Source organism: Mixta theicola, from assembly GCF_002895925.1.
GTDB classification, from domain to species: Bacteria; Pseudomonadota; Gammaproteobacteria; order Enterobacterales; family Enterobacteriaceae; genus Mixta; species Mixta theicola.
Genome location: NZ_NWUO01000036.1, coordinates 1 through 2,158, shown reverse-complemented (window position 1 = coordinate 2,158; position 2,158 = coordinate 1). Strand labels below are relative to the sequence as shown.

General features: G+C 57.6%; 4 protein-coding genes. All 4 read right to left on the bottom strand.

Annotated features, from left to right (window positions below; genetic code table 11):
* A partial coding sequence (locus COO59_RS20360) for an NAD(P)H-dependent oxidoreductase (protein WP_420845710.1) occupies positions 1-421 on the bottom strand: 421 nt, incomplete at its 3' end.
* Positions 418-750: an ArsR/SmtB family transcription factor gene (locus COO59_RS20355; RefSeq protein WP_024966931.1), complete on the bottom strand. Its 333-nt coding sequence runs from the start codon at positions 748-750 to the stop codon at positions 418-420. The genes COO59_RS20355 and COO59_RS20360, both read right to left, overlap by 4 nt.
* A gap of 48 nt (positions 751-798) precedes the next feature.
* Positions 799-1,980, bottom strand: coding sequence for an MFS transporter (locus COO59_RS20350; RefSeq protein ID WP_240614178.1), 1,182 nt, complete (start codon positions 1,978-1,980; stop codon positions 799-801).
* 41 nt (positions 1,981-2,021) lie between these two features.
* A partial coding sequence (locus tag COO59_RS21400) for a GNAT family N-acetyltransferase (protein ID WP_420845711.1) occupies positions 2,022-2,158 on the bottom strand: 137 nt, incomplete at its 5' end.

The following is a 2,158-nucleotide window of genomic DNA, read 5'->3' as shown; positions in this document are numbered from 1 at the left end:
TAACGGCGAGAGTTTTGCCCTGAGAAGGCCGCACCGCCCCCGACGTCAGGGGTATCCAGTCTATCTGCGCCTTCATGATGCCGGTCATGGCGCCGTGCCGTTCCGGCGAGCACCAGACCATGCCTTCGGACCAGAGAACCAGCTCGCGCAGCTCTGCAACTTTCGGATGCGTCTCCGGGGCGTCATCGGGCAGGGGCAGGCCGGACGGGTTAAAAATTTTCACTTCGGCACCCATTGCCGTCAGCAGCCGGGCCGCCTCTTCCGTTGTGAGACGGCTGTATGAGCGTTCCCGCAGCGAGCCGTACAGCATCAGGATGCGGGGCGGGTGCGCTACTTCTGCAGCCCTCAGCTTATCTTCAGTCAGCGGCACGTCCAGGAGTGAAGTATCAATATTTTTCAGGGTATCGTTCATGTTGTTCACAATGAGGTCTCTTCATGAGTCGTCACGGTTGACAGACTGCAGCTGCCACCTGCACAGCATTCTTCTGTCAGAAAGGCCATCAGCTGTTCAAGCTGCACATAGCAGGGTTTGCAGAACAGGGTACGGCTCTGCCGCTCCTGGCTGACCAGCCCGGCGGACATCAGCGCGGAAATATGATGACTGAGCGTGGAGGGCGGAATACCGAGGCGCTTCTGCAGAACGCCGACCGGCAGGCCGTCATGACCCGCTCTCACCAGCTCCCGGTACACGCTGAGACGGGTCGGATGCCCCAGCTCCCGAAGCGCATTTGCTGCTGTATTTAAATCCATGCGGCCTCCTTAAACTATATTTCCAGAATAATGGAAATGTAGACAGCGTCAAATATTTTTCCCCGGAATGGATGGCACGTTCTTATCCCGGTTCTGTCCAGCAGAGGAAGGATGGCGACGCCAGATCACTATGGAAATCGCCGTGATGAACAGGGTAAGGATGGAAGATAAAAGCAGCGTGCCGGGTATGCCGTATCGCTCCAGCAGTATGGCGTAAGCTGACGGAGCGAGCGCCGCGAGTAAAAAAGCTGGTGACAGCAGTACGCCTGTTTTACGGGTATACTGCTGCGGATCAAACAGCACAAGAGGTAGTACGGCCTTAACTACCGTACTCAGTCCGTTCACAGCTCCGTAACTCAGAATAAAGATGGCTGTAGCCACAGGGGTAACATTACCTGCAAGGCCGGCCAGAAAGCAAAATGGCAGCAGAATGCCGGTAACCAGGCTCAGACGGATCGCAGAGGTACGTGCGCCAGAAGCCACGTCCAGCAGTCTGGCGCTCACCTGTCCCACTCCCCATAACATACCCGCCACAGCGGGCATACCATAAGCGGCCAGTATCTGAGGAAAATGAGTGGACATGCCGGTGGAAACAAAGCTTATCAGCGCTATTAGCGTGGCGTACCACAGGCCGCTGATGAATGCTTTTCGGTCTTCTGCTGTTCCGATCGCCGGAAGAGCGGGCTGCCCGGCAACGGGAGGTTGACTCCGATGCCCTGCCGGAACGGTGGACAGAAAAAGCAGGCTGACAATGCCCGCACAGCCGTAAACGATAATCGCATGCCGCCAGTCGGTAATGTGCAGTAGCGCTGCGCCAGCTGGCCAGAACGCGGCTGAAGCGAGGCCACCCAGCAGGGTGACCAGGGAGACTGCCCGGCGGGCCCCTGCGCCTGCGGTTTCTACTAGCAGAGCAAACGCGGCATCATACAGAGCAAGTCGCATGCCGGCTCCCATCAGGAGCCAGACGGCAACCCACGATGCTGTTGAATGGGTAAAAGCCATCAGAAAACAACCGAGGACTATGGCGAAGGTTCCCGCCATCATCATCGTATGTACGCCGGTACGGGACATAAGGGGGCCGGTAAGCGGCGAAACAAGCCCCATAACAAGCATGGCAGTAGTCAGCCCGGAGAATGTCACAGCCGGCGACCAGCCTGTCTCCGCCATGATGGCGGTCCCGAAGACTCCCGGCATATAGAATGTGATACCCCAGTTGATTAGCTGCGTCATGCCAATGCAGAAAATGGTGCGGCCTGTCAGATGCCCGTCAGTCAACCTGTGCTCTCCGGAAATGTGGCGTCGCCCTGCCCAAGCGTACGCTGCATGATGACCGTATCAAGCCAGCGTCCGTGCCTGAAGCCCACAGATTTGAGCGTTCCTGTAATGCTGAAGCCTGCCGCACTATGCA

Excerpts from the sequence above, each read along its gene's own strand:
- COO59_RS20350 (WP_240614178.1), bottom strand. The coding sequence starts at position 1,980 with ATGACGCAGCTAATCAACTGGGGTATCACATTCTATATGCCGGGAGTC.
- COO59_RS20355 (WP_024966931.1), bottom strand. The coding sequence starts at position 750 with ATGGATTTAAATACAGCAGCAAATGCGCTTCGGGAGCTGGGGCATCCG.